The organism is Marihabitans asiaticum (assembly GCF_007828725.1).
Lineage (GTDB): Bacteria > Actinomycetota > Actinomycetes > Actinomycetales > Dermatophilaceae > Marihabitans > Marihabitans asiaticum.
This window is the reverse complement of record NZ_VIUW01000001.1, coordinates 251,020-263,974: the sequence shown is the minus strand read 5'-3', so window position 1 is coordinate 263,974 and position 12,955 is coordinate 251,020. Positions and strand designations below refer to the sequence as shown.

The 12,955-nt window shown below is 73.7% G+C and carries 13 protein-coding genes and 1 riboswitch; of the genes, 9 read left to right on the top strand and 4 right to left on the bottom strand.

The annotated features are described in order from the left end of the window. The first annotated feature begins 177 nt into the window (after positions 1-177). Both FB557_RS01190 and FB557_RS14075 read left to right on the top strand, forming a co-directional pair. Complete coding sequence (locus FB557_RS01190; protein WP_144854891.1) at positions 178-723, top strand: NYN domain-containing protein; 546 nt, start codon at positions 178-180, stop codon at positions 721-723. A gap of 230 nt (positions 724-953) precedes the next feature. Beyond that, positions 954-1,820, top strand: a complete 867-nt coding sequence (locus FB557_RS14075; protein WP_170236139.1) for a sunset domain-containing protein — start codon at positions 954-956, stop codon at positions 1,818-1,820. Between the two features lie 48 nt (positions 1,821-1,868). Here the strand turns inward: FB557_RS14075 and FB557_RS01175 are convergent, their stop codons facing one another. From FB557_RS01175 to FB557_RS01165, 3 genes are read right to left on the bottom strand one after another with little or no spacing between them, the layout of a single operon-like run. Next, positions 1,869-2,267 (bottom strand): hypothetical protein, encoded by a 399-nt coding sequence (locus FB557_RS01175; protein ID WP_144854886.1) that lies wholly within the window; start codon positions 2,265-2,267, stop codon positions 1,869-1,871. Next, complete coding sequence (locus tag FB557_RS01170) at positions 2,264-2,797, bottom strand: DUF4919 domain-containing protein (protein WP_144854884.1); 534 nt, start codon at positions 2,795-2,797, stop codon at positions 2,264-2,266. The genes FB557_RS01175 and FB557_RS01170 overlap by 4 nt, the downstream gene beginning before the upstream one ends. Next, complete coding sequence (locus FB557_RS01165; protein WP_144854882.1) at positions 2,794-3,735, bottom strand: WXG100 family type VII secretion target; 942 nt, start codon at positions 3,733-3,735, stop codon at positions 2,794-2,796. The genes FB557_RS01170 and FB557_RS01165 overlap by 4 nt, the downstream gene beginning before the upstream one ends. Positions 3,736-3,851: 116 nt before the next feature. On the opposite strand from FB557_RS01165, the gene FB557_RS01160 reads away from it, so the two are divergent. From FB557_RS01160 to FB557_RS01140, 5 genes are all read left to right on the top strand, one after another. Beyond that, on the top strand, positions 3,852-4,676 hold the full coding sequence (locus tag FB557_RS01160; protein WP_144854880.1) for a maleylpyruvate isomerase family mycothiol-dependent enzyme: 825 nt from the start codon (positions 3,852-3,854) through the stop codon (positions 4,674-4,676). A 149-nt stretch (positions 4,677-4,825) separates the two neighbouring features. Then, positions 4,826-5,779 carry a nitrite reductase gene (locus FB557_RS01155; protein ID WP_144854878.1) on the top strand — a complete coding sequence of 318 codons (954 nt, stop codon included), beginning with the start codon at positions 4,826-4,828 and terminating at the stop codon, positions 5,777-5,779. Continuing rightward, positions 5,776-6,444, top strand: coding sequence for a precorrin-8X methylmutase (locus tag FB557_RS01150; protein WP_144854876.1), 669 nt, complete (start codon positions 5,776-5,778; stop codon positions 6,442-6,444). The genes FB557_RS01155 and FB557_RS01150 overlap by 4 nt, the downstream gene beginning before the upstream one ends. Next, on the top strand, positions 6,441-7,994 hold the full coding sequence (cobJ, locus tag FB557_RS01145; RefSeq protein WP_144854874.1) for a precorrin-3B C(17)-methyltransferase: 1,554 nt from the start codon (positions 6,441-6,443) through the stop codon (positions 7,992-7,994). The genes FB557_RS01150 and cobJ overlap by 4 nt, the downstream gene beginning before the upstream one ends. Then, the gene (locus FB557_RS01140; RefSeq protein WP_144854872.1) at positions 7,991-8,764 is read left to right on the top strand and encodes a cobalt-precorrin-4/precorrin-4 C(11)-methyltransferase; all 774 of its coding nucleotides are present in this window, start codon (positions 7,991-7,993) and stop codon (positions 8,762-8,764) included. The genes cobJ and FB557_RS01140 overlap by 4 nt, the downstream gene beginning before the upstream one ends. On the opposite strand, the gene cbiE is transcribed toward FB557_RS01140, so the two are convergent. Beyond that, on the bottom strand, positions 8,698-9,996 hold the full coding sequence (gene cbiE, locus FB557_RS01135) for a precorrin-6y C5,15-methyltransferase (decarboxylating) subunit CbiE (protein ID WP_246074293.1): 1,299 nt from the start codon (positions 9,994-9,996) through the stop codon (positions 8,698-8,700). The two genes, FB557_RS01140 and cbiE, sit on opposite strands and share 67 nt — an antisense overlap. A gap of 12 nt (positions 9,997-10,008) precedes the next feature. Next, positions 10,009-10,165: riboswitch (cobalamin riboswitch) on the top strand. 22 nt (positions 10,166-10,187) lie between these two features. Between cbiE and FB557_RS01130 the strand changes: the two genes are divergently transcribed. Both FB557_RS01130 and cobO read left to right on the top strand, forming a co-directional pair. Continuing rightward, the gene (locus tag FB557_RS01130; RefSeq protein WP_144854868.1) at positions 10,188-12,338 is read left to right on the top strand and encodes a VWA domain-containing protein; all 2,151 of its coding nucleotides are present in this window, start codon (positions 10,188-10,190) and stop codon (positions 12,336-12,338) included. After that, complete coding sequence (gene cobO, locus FB557_RS01125) at positions 12,338-12,952, top strand: cob(I)yrinic acid a,c-diamide adenosyltransferase (RefSeq protein ID WP_144854866.1); 615 nt, start codon at positions 12,338-12,340, stop codon at positions 12,950-12,952. Before FB557_RS01130 ends, cobO begins: the two co-directional genes overlap by 1 nt. Positions 12,953-12,955 lie beyond the last annotated feature (3 nt).

The following is a 12,955-nucleotide window of genomic DNA, read 5'->3' as shown; positions in this document are numbered from 1 at the left end:
TCCGATGTCGATGATCCAGTCGGCTCGGGCGACGACGGCACGTTGAGCAGTCGCTCGCTCTCCGCGGCGATCGTCCAGAAGACCAGGCTGGACTTGCCCGATCCCGAGACCCCGGTGAAGACAGTCAGGCGCCGATCCAAGCACGCCCTACCGACGACGAAGGGGGATGATGGGCTCATGTCGCAGCGCACCACCTACCTGCTCGTCGACGGGGAGAACATCGACGCCACCCTCGGAACCTCCGTCCTCGGGCGGCGGCCACAACCCGAGGAGCGCCCCCGCTGGCAGCGGCTCCTCGACCACGCCGAGGACCGGTGGGGGCAGGACGTCAAGGCCCTCTTCTTCCTCGCGGTCGGTGAGGAGCTGCCGTCCTCCTTCGTCCAGGCGCTGCTCGCGATGGGCTACACCCCGGTGCCGCTGAGCGGGGCGGGCAAGGTCGTCGACATCGCCATCGACCGGACCGCGCGGGCGCTGGTAGACCGGGCCGCGGACGTCATGCTCGTCAGCCACGACCGCGACTTCGTCCCGGCGATGACCGAGCTGGCCGACGGCGAGCGCCGCCTCGGGGTGGTCGGCTTCGGCGAGTTCATGGCCGGCGATCTCAAGGCGATCCCCGGCATCGAGATCCTCGACCTGGAGTACGAGGTCAAGGCCTTCACCTCGACCCTGCCGCGGGTGCGGATCATCCCGATCGACGAGTTCGACCCGGCCGAGTTCATCTGAGCGGCGGGCTGATCCTCCGGTCGACCAGCCCCCCTTCGCGATCCTTGGACGTTGCCCCAGCATCTGGGGCAACGCTTGAGCGCGGGACGACGGGGGCTAGGCGGCGCCGCGCAAACTGGGGGGCGGCGGAGCAGATTGGTCACCGCGCAGCGACCCGTGGGTCGCGGCACCTCACTAGCGTGAGCGATGACCCGATGCCGCACGCGGAACACCACACCCCAGGAGGGGCCATGAGCGAGCAGGACCTGGACCGCAACGACGAGACCGACGAGCCGCGCGAGCGCGGTGGCAGCCATGCCGTCGACCCCCGCCACCCCGAGGACCCGTACGGCTACGGGGTCCGCACCGACGACGACGACGGCAAGGACCCGCAGCGCGAGCTGGAGGACCGGCTGCAGCAGATCGAGGACGAGCAGCGTCAGGAGCGCGAAGGGGAGGAGAGCTCCCCTCGTCGGGACGGGGACGAGGGGGCCGATGGCGGAGCGGACAGTGGTGCCGACGGTGGAGCCGACGGCGGCGCGGACGGCGGAGCCGATGGAGACGCCGACCGGGCGACCCGCGGGGTGACCCCGGCCGACGAGGTCGAGGACGACCGCTCGGAGGGCGAGCACACCGAGAGCGAGGAGGAGAAGAAGGCCCGCGAGGAGGCCTTCGCCGTCGAGCACGACCCGGCCGATCACGACCTCGATACCGGTGAGGACTTCCGCCAAACCGGCGACTGGACCGCCGAGGACGGCAAGCTGACCGAGGACGACGTCACTCACCCCGACCAGGACGGTCATGAGGGCCACGACGGTCACCAAGGCCACGAGGGCGCGCACGGCGAGGCTGGCGCGGGGACCAGCAACGGCACCACCGGTGACACCGACGGCCGCCGGGTCTCGGGGGTCGAGGAGATCCGCGACGGCGGCTACGGCGTCGGGTCGGCCGCGCCGATCGGTGACGGCGCGATGCCCCTGGACCACGCGGTCAAGGCCTGGGAGGACGCCAAGACCTACCTCGAGCCGGGCGAGAATGGCTACGCCGAGGTCACCCCCGACGTCTGGTTCCGCAGCGCGCACGACGCGCGGCGCTGCGGATTCCACCACGGCGGCTGACCCCCTTCGCCCCGGCCGTGCCCGTCACCAAGGGCGCGGCCGGTGGGCTCAGGGCGCGACGGTGACGGTCCAGGTCGTCCCGCTGTCCATGCTCGGTGTCGAGAACTCGACCGGCTCACCCGGAGCAAGCGAGAAGTCGGTCCTCGTGTCGCGCAGGTTGATCCCGCCGCCGTCCCCGGCGGGCGCCATGGGGACGCTCGTGGTCAGCTCGACCCGCTCGCCGTCCCTGCCGGAGACCTCCAGCCGTTCACCCTGCGCAAGCGGCAGCTCCACCGACTCACCCTCATCGGCGGGCAACGTCACGCTCTCCTGCGCGCTGTCCCCGTCGGGAGCGCCAGCCCACGTCTGCGCCGAGACCGTCAGCGTCATCGGGGCCTCCTCGGCGCCGCTGCACGCCCCCGCGGCGAGCACGGACAGGCCAGCGGCGACCAGCGCGAAGAGCCTCATGCCCCCAGATCCTGCCGGACGACGAAGAACCTCTCCACCCCGTCCTGGCACAGGATCCGGTCGACGAAGGCTCCGCCCTGCCAGCGGCTGCTCTGCCCGGAAGCTCGCAGACCGAGCGATCGCAGCAGGTCGTACTCGTCAGCGACGCGCAGCACCGGCCATGGCCGCTCTACGGACCCGTCGCCCATCACCTGCACACCGTGGAGGGCTGCAGCGGCCATGGCGCGCTCGCGGTGTGCCTCCTCGAGGTCGCCGGTCCTCTCCAGCGCCTCGCCCAGCGCCAGGTGGGCCGACGGGTTGAGGAAGGCGCCCGGCATCCGGGCCAACAGGTCGGTCACGACTTCCTCCGGTGCCGAGGCGCCGGGGTCGAGCCGCGCACCGACAACCCGTCGGACGTCGAGATCGGGATCGAAGGTGGGGTCGCTCACGATCGCCCTGCGCAGCGGCTCCCAGGTCGACTCCTCCGGCTGCCGCAGGTAGGCCAGGGCCAGCTGCCCGACGGGGCGTCGCTCCCCCTTCGCCGTCGTCATTCCTGTCCCTCCCTGAGCAGCCGCTCGAGCTCCTCCGCGGTCATTCCCTCGAGATAGGTGCTTCCCTCGCCGCGGGCGTCGACCTCGACCGGCTGGTTGAAGTACCCGTCGTAGTCCTCGCGGGCCGGGATGTAGTTCTCGAAGTTCTCCTCCCAGGCTTGGACCTGCTCCTCGGTCACGCCGTTCTCGTACACCGGGTCCTGCCAGAAGGCCCACCACGGCACGTCCGCGTCCTCGACGGCCTCGTGCTGCCCGCCGTGCCGCAGCTCGTGGAAGACGGTGTGCAGGATCATCGGGTCGTCAATCACGTCGTTGTTGAGCATCACCTTCGACTCGCTGTGGCTCTCGCCCTCGGACCAGCTGCCGTTCGCACCCCCGGGCTCGTCCCTGAATTCGACCTGGGGCATGCCGATGCCGTAGTGCTCGGCGCGCTCCTCGATGATCTCGGCGAGGATCGTCTGCCGCTCCTCGTCCGTGTACCCGCGCCACCGCTCGTCCACCTCGCGTGGCAGCCGCCCGTAGTGCTCCGCGTCGCGAGACTGGCCCTCCGCCCAGGGGTCGGCGACCGGCCACGGGCCGATGACTGGCCAGCCGAGGCCACCGTCGATCCCCGGCCCCCAACCGGGACCGAACCCACCGGACACGCCCGCCCCCGGCCCCTCGCCACCGCCGGACTCGCTGGTCCGCCGCTGCGCCGCGCTCTGTGCGTCCAGCGCCTTCGCCATCCTCGCCACCGCCTCGGCCCAGGCGTCGAGGTCGCGGCGGCAGCGTCGCCACGACGCCTGCGCCGCATCCGCGTCCGGCCCGCCCCAGACCGGCGCCAGACGTCCGACCGCCCGCGAGGCCTGGCTGCTCAGGTCGGCGACCGCGTCGCCCTGACGGCGCAATCGCGCCGCACCGCGCTCGAGCGCAACGACGTCAGCTCCGTGCGTCAGCATCCGGCGCTCCTCTCCCTTCCGGTGGGGTCGACCGTAGGTGGCCCCGACCGGATGCGCCATGGGGAGCACTCCCCATCGACCGCCGCTGACGACGCGCCACCCCCTAACCTCGGAACATGAGCGAGGCACGCCAGCTGGTGCAGACCTGGGACGACGCGGCGCGGGACGCGCTGGAGACGGTGCGCGGCCTCGAGCCGGCCGACTTCCAGCGCTCCACGGTGCTGCCGGGCTGGCAGGTGCACGACGTCGTCGCCCACCTGGCCCATCTCGAAGGGGTGTGCGCCGGCTTCTCCCAGCCGCTCGGCGGGACGGTGCAAGAGGTCTCCGAGGAGCACCCCGAGCCCGGCATCAACGACATCGCCCGGGCGGGGGTGCATGCCCGCCGTGACCGGACCCCGAGCGACCTCGTGGAGGAGCTGGAGTCGGCGTGCGCAGAGCGCCGAGCGCGGTTGGCGCAGATCGACGTCGACGACCCGGACGCGATCGCGATCGGTGAGTTCGCCGCCCTGGGCTGGCCGCTCCTCGGGCTGCTGCGCAACCGGCCGACCGACCTGTGGGTCCACGAACAGGAGCTGCGGATGGCGACCGGGCTCCCCCTTCGCCTCACCGGCTCCGGCGCCGACCACGTGGCCGCAGTGCTGCAGCGCGCCTTCCCGATGGCGCTGCGCCGACTGCCCGCCGGGACCACCGTCGTCCTGCGGGTGACCGGCCAGCGGGACCTGACCCTGGCCGCGCAGATGGGCGAGGACGGACGGGCGAAGGGGGTCGAGCCGCCGGCCTCGACCGGGTCGAGCGAGCCGAGCGCCACCCTCGAGATGAGCGAGGAGACCTGGCTGCTCCTCGGGTCCGGCCGGGTGGCCCCCGAAGAGGCCGAGGTGACGGTGCACGGGGACGACGCGGTGGCGCGTCAGGTGCTGCGTCAGCTCAACGTGATGCCCTGACCCGCCCCGGCCCGTGCGCCGCCGGGCGGGCGCGGACGGGGAGAGCACGAGACCCGTGACTTCTGCGCCGTTGATCGTCCCCTCGTCCGGGCTGACTACAGTGGCCCGGACCGACCGGCGACCGCCGGCCCCTCGACCAGCTGACCCCCATGCCTTCCTCACAGACCGCTCACCCTCGCGAGCGCGCCGACCGCTGCCCCGGCGTGATCCGGACCTGGCCGGCCGACGACGGGATGCTCGCCCGGATCCGTCTCGTCGGCGGACGGATCGCGCCCGACGCCCTCCGCGCCCTCTCCTCGATCGCCGCGACATACGGCGATGGGAGGGTGCACCCGACGAGCCGGGCCAACCTGCAGCTCCGCGGCCTGCCGGGCGGCGGGGAACGCCTCGACGAGGAGGTCGTGCGTGCCATCGCCGCCGCCGGTCTGCTGCCGAGCAGGGCCCACGACCTCGTCCGCAACATCATGCTCTCCCCCCTCACGGGACGCGCCGGGGGCCGAGCCGACCTCTGGCCGGTGGCGTCCCGTCTCGACCTGCTCGTGCTCGCCTCGGCCCGGCTCGCCGACCTGCCCGGCAAGTTCCTCTTCGTCCTCGACGATGGGCGCGGTGACCTCGTCGGCCGAGCCGCTGACCTCGGCGTCGTCGCCCTCGACGAGCGTGTCGGCCAGCTGAGAGTCGGGTCGGGCTGGGGCGAGATCGTCGACCTCGCCGACGCACCCGAGGCACTCGTCGCGCTGGCCCACTCCTTCCTCGACGCACGCGGTTCGGACGGCAGCAGCGCCTGGCACGTCGACGAGCTGGCCGCTCCCCTCCTCCCCGCGACGGCACCCGACCACCGCGTCCCGAAGCCGGCCGCTCCACTTCCTTTCGGCCGGGTCCCCGGCGGCTTCCATCACGGCGCCTACGACGACGGGCTCGACCAGTCTGCCGTCGACGCGCTCACCGCGACACTCCCGCCCGGTATCACCGCACCGCTCGTGGTCACCCCGTGGCGCGGAGTCCTCGTCCCCGACGAGGCCTCTGCACCCCCTTCGCCCGAGTCCGGAGCAGCTGCCGACCCAGCTGCCCGCGCCACCACCCCGACCGACCAGAGACCGAGATGACCGCCGCCCCGCACCAGCCCACCCGCCGCTTCGAGTACGTCACCTCCGGACCGCAGATCTACCTCGACTCCTTCGCGACGATCCGGCGCGAGGCCGATCTCTCGGCGATCCCTCCGAGTGCCGAGCGGCTCGCCGTACGGATGATCCACGGCAGCGGTCAGGTCGACCTCGCCCGTGACCTCGTCGTCCACCCCGACGTGGTCCCTGCGGCCCGCGCGGCCCTCGAGGCCGGCGCACCGATCATCTGCGACGCGACGATGGTCGCGACCGGGGTGACTCGCAGCCGGCTCCCGGCCGACAACGACGTCCTCTGCCTGCTCAACGACCCCGCCGTCCCCGCTCTCGCCCGCGCCTGGCGGACCACTCGGACCGCCGCCGCCGTCTCGCTGTGGGAGCCCCACCTCGAGGGCGCCGTCGTCGCGATCGGCAACGCCCCCACCGCCCTCTTCCACCTCCTCGAGATGATCCTCGACGGCGCGCCCCGCCCGGCAGCCGTCGTCGGCTGCCCGGTCGGCTTCATCGGCGCCCGCGAGTCGAAGGAGGCGTTGCGCACCTTCGCCGCCGACCACGGCATCGACCTGCCCTACGTCACCGTTCGGGGTCGCCGAGGCGGGTCGGCGATGACCTCCTCCGCGCTCAACGCCCTGGCGCAGGAGGAGGAGTGAGCGCGCGCTTCCTCGTCGTCGGCGTCGGGCCCGGCGACCCCGAGCTCGTCACCCTCAAGGCGGCCCGTGCCATCGCTTCGGCGCCCGTGGTCGCCTACCACCGCGGCGCGAGCAGCCCGTCCAACGCGCGCCGCATCGCGGCCGAGCACATCGCCGCAGAGGCGATCGAGGAGGAGCTGCGCTACCCGGTGACCACCGGCAGCACCGATCACCCGGGTGGCTACGTCGGGGCGCTGACCGACTTCTACGAGGAGTGCGCGGAGCGCCTCGCGGTCCACCTCGATGCCGGGCGCGATGTCGTCCTGCTCGCCGAGGGCGACCCGCTGCTCTACGGCTCCTCGATGTACCTCCACGACCGCTTCCGCGCCAGCTACGACGTCGGGGTGATCCCGGGCGTCCCGGCCTTCGCCGCCGCCACCGCCTCGCTCGGGATGCCGCTGGCCCGCCAGCAGGACGTGCTCACGGTGCTGCCGGGCACCCTGCCCGAGCCCGAGCTGGCCCGTCGTCTCGCCGGGACCGACGCGGCCGTCGTCATGAAGCTGGGCCGCACCTACCCCGCCGTCCGTCGCGCCCTGGAGCAGGCCGGACGGCTCGACGGCGCGTGGTACGTCGAGCGAGCCTCACAGGGCGAGCGCGAGCGTCTGCTGCCGGCGGCCGGCGTCGACCCCGACTCGGTGCCGTACTTCTCGCTCGTCGTCGTCCCCGGCGACAGCGTGCACGGCACGGACGACGCCCGGCTGCGCACGTCGGCTGGTGCGATGTCGGGGCGCGACGAGCCGGGTGGGACCGCCACCGACTCCCCCACCTCGCCCCCACCGGGCAGAGCGGTCCTTCACGTCGTCGGGCTGGGGCCCGGCCCCGACCGCTGGCTCACGCCCGAGGCGGCCGCGCTCCTCGCGGAGGTCGATGACGTCGTCGGCTACGGGCCCTACGTTGACCGCGTACCTCAGCGGGCCGGCCTGACCCGGCACGCGTCGGGCAACACCGTCGAGGTCGAGCGGGCCCGCCTCGCGCTCGACCTCGCGCGCGGCGGACGCGGGGTCGCGGTCGTCTCCGGGGGCGACGCCGGGGTTTTCGGGATGGCGTCGGCTGTCTTCGAGGCGGCTCAGGACCCGGTCTACGCCGAGGTCGAGATCCAGGTCCTGCCGGGGGTGAGCGCGGTCCAGGCGGTCGCCGCGCGGGCCGGGGCACCGGTCGGCGCCGACTTCGCGGTGATGTCCCTCTCGGACCGGCTCAAGCCGTGGGCGGTCGTCGAGGACCGGCTGCGGGCCGTGAGCCGGGCCGACCTCGTCCTCGCGATCTACAACCCCGCTTCACGATCCCGCACCAAGCAGGTGGTGCGGGCACGGGAGGTGCTCCTCGAGGAGCGCTCCGCGGGCACGGTCGTTGTCGTCGGGCGCGACATCGGCCGCTCCGAGGAGTCGCTGACCGTCACTACCCTGGGCGAGCTGGACCCGGCGACGATCGACATGAAGTGCCTGCTCATCATCGGCGCATCCACGACGGTGGCCGACCCGGCCGGTGTCTGGACCCCGAGGTTCGTGCGATGACGGTCCACTTCGTCGGGGCCGGGCCGGGCGCGGCCGACCTGCTCACCGTCCGGGCCACCCGGATGCTCGCCGTGGCCGGCACGGTCCTCTACCCCGGGACCTACCTCGACCCGGAGGTCTTGCGCCACGTCAGCGCCGAGGCCGAGCTCGTCGACACCCAGCAGCTCGACCTCGACGAGATCGTCGGGCACCTGCAGCAGGCGCACGAGCGGGGTCACGACGTGGTCCGGCTGTGCTCCGGGGACCCCTCGGTCTACTCGGCGCTGAGCGAGCAGACCCGCCGTCTCGATGACCTCGGGGTTCCCTGGGACGTCACCCCAGGGATCCCCGCCTACGCCGCGGCCGCCGCGCTCGTCGGCCGCGAGCTCACCGTGCCCCACGTCGCCCAGTCCGTCGTCCTCACCCGCGCGCAGGCGCGCTCGACCGCCATGCCGAAGGGGGAGGAGCTCACCTCCTTCGCCGCGACCGGCGCCACCCTCGTCCTCCACCTCGCGATCACCCGCACCGCCGAGCTCATGGCGGCCCTCGCGCCCGCCTACGGCGAGGACTGCCCGGTCGTCGTCGTCGCCCGGGCCAGCCAGCCGGAGCAGCTCGTGCTGCGGGGCACGGTCGCGACGATGGGTGACCAGGTCGAGCGTGCCGGTCTGCGGCTCGCCGCCGTGATCCTCGTCGGTCCGGCACTCGAGGGGCGCGGCGGAGAGTCCTACCTGTACGACCCCGCGCGGGAGCGCCGCGGGTCGCCGGACCCGCCGTCGGCAGGCACGCAGTAGGACCACTGGGTGACCGCCCGCTGGGGCGTCCACCCGGTGAACGAGCCGATCGGCGCGGCCGACTCGACGGCGACCCGGACCAGCTCACCGCCGAGCGCGGCGTACCTCGTCGCGAGCTCGCGCTCGGTCTCGAGGGTCACCCCGTGCACGACGAGCCGACCCCCGGGGCCCAGGGCGTCGAGGCAGCGGTCGAGCACTCCCGGTGCGCTGGCCCCACCTCCGACGAAGATCGCGTCCGGCACAGCGAGTCCGGCAAGATCGTCCGGCGCCCGCCCCTCGACGACCTCCAGGTCGGGTACACCGAGTGCCGCGGCGTTGCGCGCGATCCGGGCGGCGCGCTCGGGGTGGGCCTCGACGGCGACGGCTCGGCACGTGGGGTGGGCGCGCATCCACTCGATGCCGATCGAGCCGGCGCCGGCGCCGACGTCCCACAGCAGGGCGCCGGGCACGGGTGAGAGCCGGGCCAGGGCGCTGGCGCGCAGGTCACGCTTGGTCAGCTGGCCGTCGTGCTCGTAGGCGTCATCGGGCAGCCCGGTCGCCCACCCGACGTGCAGCGGCCCGGCGAGCTCAAGGCCGATGACGTGCAGCCGGGGACCTGGGCCGGACCAGTGCTGCGCCGTCGTGTCGGCCCGGGTCTGCTCGGGCGAGCCGAGGTCGCCGAGGACGTGCATCGCGCTCTGCCCGTACCCGGCCCGCACGAGCAGCGCCGCGACGGAGTCGGGGGTGGTCTCATCGCTCGAGAGCACGAGAACCCGGCGGCCGGGTGCGAGCTCGCGCAGCACCCGCTCCGCCGCCCGGCCGACGACGCTCACGACGGCGCAGGACTCGGCGGACCACCCGAGCTCGGCGCGCGCGAGTGCCAGGCTGGAGACGGCAGGCAGGACCTCGACCCGGCCGGGGCCGAGGAGGTCGACCAGCGTGGTCCCGATCCCGGAGACGAAGGGGTCGCCCGAGGCGAGCGCGACGACCCGCTGCCCCGACGCGGCCTCGAGGAGGCGGGGCAGCCCCTCCCGCAGCGGGGACGGCCAGCCGAGCCGGCGCTGGCCCGCCACATCGGGAACGGTCGCGAGCAGTCGGTCGGCGCCGACGAGGACGTCCGCCGAGGCGAGGACGGTCCGCGCCTCACCGTCGGCGTCCTGCCATCCCCTCGCGCCGAGACCGACGACGGTGAGGAGGGCTTCACGCGCACCGTCGTCGCTCGGGTCGGGGGCGGCCAGGGGCTGGTCGTGCACGACGGGCACGTTATCGTGGCGGTGGCACGAGGTGCCCCGACGTCGTCCCCGCGTGGGATCCGGCGACGGGGAGAATCTGGGAAGCCGGTGAGACTCCGGCACAGGCCCGCTGCGGTGTGACCCCTCGAAGGGGTCGAGTCCGAAGACCGGCCTCGCGCCGACGACGATGGCCGATCGAGCGGGAGCCTCAGATGCCGGTGCAGTACCCCTTCTCCGCAGTCCTCGGCTGCGCGCCTGACGACCTCGACCCGATGGGGCTCGCGCTCGTCCTCACGACGATCTCCCCGGAGATCGGTGGCGTGCTCGTGCGTGGTGAGAAGGGCACCGCGAAGTCGACGGCCGTCCGCGCCCTCGCCGCGGTCCTCCCCGAGATCGACGTCTACGACGGCGACCGCTTCTCCAGCGACCCGGACGACCCGGGTGCGACCTCCCCGGACGGGCCCTTCGCGGAGGAGGCCCGTCGCACCCGCCCCGTCCGACTCGTCGAGCTGCCGGTCGGAGCCACCGAGGACAGGGTGCTCGGCTCGCTGCACCTCGAGCGGGCTCTGTCCTCCGGCCAGGTCGAGTACGAGCCCGGCCTCCTCGCCCGCGCCCACCGTGGGCTGCTCTACGTCGACGAGGTCAACCTGCTGCACGATCACCTCGTCGACCTGCTGCTGGACGCGGCAGCGATGGGTCGATCCACCGTCGAGCGCGACGGGATCTCGGTCGAGCACGACGCCCGCTTCATCCTTGTCGGCACGATGAACCCGGAAGAGGGCGAGCTGCGGCCCCAGCTCCTCGACCGCTTCGGCCTCACCGTCGAGATCGCCGCACCACGAGACCCGGTGCAGCGTGCCGACGTCGTGCGCCGTCGCATGCGCTTCGACACCGACCCGGCCGGCTTCGTCGCCGAGCACGCACCGGTCGAGGCCGACCTGACCCGGCGGATCGCCGCGGCCCGCGACCGCCTGACCAAGGCCCACCTCGACGAGCGCGCGCTGCTCACCATCGCGCAGGTGTGCGCCGGCTTCGAGGTCGACGGCCTGCGCGCCGACATCGTCATGGCCCGCACAGCCCTCGCGCACGCCGTCTGGCACGGGCGGACCGAGGTGACCCGCGAGGACATCCGCCAGGCCGCCCTGCTGGCCCTTCCGCATCGCCGGCGCCGCAACCCCTTCGACGCCCCTGGCATCGACGAGGACCTGCTCGACCAGCTGCTTGACGAGGACCCGCCGCCCCCGCCGCCCCCGCCGGGTGACGACGGTCCGGACTCCGGTGACGGACCAGGCAGCGGGCCGGACTCGCGCTCCGACGATGGGCCCGCGACGCAGCCGGAGGGCTCGCCCCCCTCCACCGAGTCCGACCCCTCGAGCCCGGGTGCCGACAGCTCGGAGCCGACCCGCTCGGAGAGTGCGCCGCACACCGAGCCGGGTGAGCAGTCCGCAGACGACGCCCCGAGCCCACCTCCGGGTAGCGCTGCACCCGACACCCCGGGCCAGGTGATCGGGGCATCGGCGCCCTACCGACCCCGTCTGCTCACCGTCACCGGGGTCGGCGAGGGCAGCGACGGTCGGCGCAGCCGGGCCATCGCCCAGCGCGGGCGACGGGTCGGGGCGCGCCCTGGCAGCAACGGCTCGCTGCACCTCGTCGAGACGCTCAAGGCGGCTGCCGGCCACCAGGGCCCGCCCGCCAGCGGGCCGCGTCGGGTCGAGCTGCGCAGCGCCGACCTGCGGGTGGCGGTGCGCGAAGGGCGGGAGGCCAACCTCGTGCTCTTCTGCGTCGACGCCTCCGGCTCGATGGCCGCGCGGCGCCGGATGACCCAGGTCAAGACTGCCGTCCTCTCGCTCCTCCTCGACGCCTACCGGAGGCGGGACAAGGTCGGCCTGATCACCTTCCGTGGGAGCGCGGCGAGCACCGACCTGCCCCCGACCCACAGCGTCGAGATCGCCGCCCGCCGGCTCGAGGAGCTCCCTGCCGGCGGACGCACCCCGCTGGCCGAGGGCTTGCTCGAAGCCACCGAGGTCCTCCTGCGCGAGCGGGTGCGCGACCCCCACCTTCGCCCGCTGCTCGTCGTCGTCACCGACGGACGCGCCACCGGAGGGCGCGACGCGGTCGCCCGCTCGCTTCAGGCCGCCGACGTCGTCGCGCGGCTGGGGGTGAGCACGGTCGTCGTCGACGGAGAGGCCGGGCCCTTCCGGCTCGGTCTGGCCCGCGACCTCGCCGGGCGGCTCGGCGCCGAGCACCTGGCGGTCGACCAGGTCGACGCGACCGCTCTGACCTCCGCCGTGAGCGACAGCCTCGGACGCGGTGACGGCTCCCGGGTGGCACCGGCCTCGCGGCGATCGGTGGGGGCAGCCTGATGCCGAAGGGGCAGCCCAGCCGGGTACCCGACGACGGCCTGACGACCCGGCAGCGCCGCAACCGTCCGCTGCTCATGGTCCACACCGGCGACGGCAAGGGGAAGTCCTCTGCCGCCTTCGGCCTCGCGCTGCGCGGCTGGAACCAGGGCTGGCGGATCGGGGTCTTCCAGTTCGTCAAGTCCGCGAAGTGGCGGATCGGTGAGCAGACCGTCCTCGAGCGGCTCGGCCGACTGCACGAGGAGACCGGCGAAGGGGGACCGGTCGAGTGGCACAAGATGGGATCGGGATGGTCCTGGAGCCGCAAGCAGGGCGATGAGGTCGACCATGCGAGCGCCGCCGTCGAGGGCTGGCACGAGATCACCCGGCGGCTCGCCGAGGAGCGGCACGACCTGCTCATCCTCGACGAGTTCACCTACCCGATGGGCTGGGGCTGGGTCGACGTCGACGAGGTCGTCGACGTGCTCACCCACCGGCCCGGGCACCAGCACGTCGTCATCACCGGCCGCCGTGCTGACCCGCGGCTGATCGACGCGGCCGACCTCGTGACCGAGATGGCGAAGGTCAAGCACCCGATGGACGCCGGTCAGAAGGGCCAGCGGGGGATCGAGTGGTGAGCC